Genomic DNA, 402 nt, shown 5'->3' on the forward strand with positions numbered 1-402 from the left:
GGGGGGGGGCCGGGGCCACATAAAACAACAAAAACACAAAACAAAACAAACCAAACAAAAAAAAAAAAAAAAACACCAAAAAAAAAAACAAACACAAAACCCCCCCCCCACAGCCACCCCCCCACAAAACAAAACACAACAACCCACACCACCAAAAAACCAACCCCCCCCCCCCCCCCCCCCCCACCCCCCCCCCACCCACCCACCCCCCCCCACCAAAACCCAACCCCCCCACAACACACCCAACCCCCCCCACCCCCCCCCCCCCCCCCCACCCCCCCCCCACACCCCCCACTCGACAAAAATAGGATATGGGGCCCCCCCCACCCCCCACCCCCCCCCCCCCCCCACAACACACCCCCCCACCCCCCCCCCCCCCCCCCACCCCCCCCCCCCCCAACC

General features: G+C 64.9%; 1 protein-coding gene. It reads right to left on the reverse strand.

What is annotated here, in order from left to right; all coding sequences use genetic code 11:
• Positions 1–202: hypothetical protein (locus PUR71_RS40870; protein WP_329924295.1), on the reverse strand; the 202-nt coding region annotated here is incomplete at its 3' end.
• Positions 203–402 lie beyond the last annotated feature (200 nt).

It is taken from the genome of Streptomyces sp. SP17BM10, assembly GCF_036322405.1.
In the GTDB taxonomy this organism is placed as follows: domain Bacteria; phylum Actinomycetota; class Actinomycetes; order Streptomycetales; family Streptomycetaceae; genus Kitasatospora.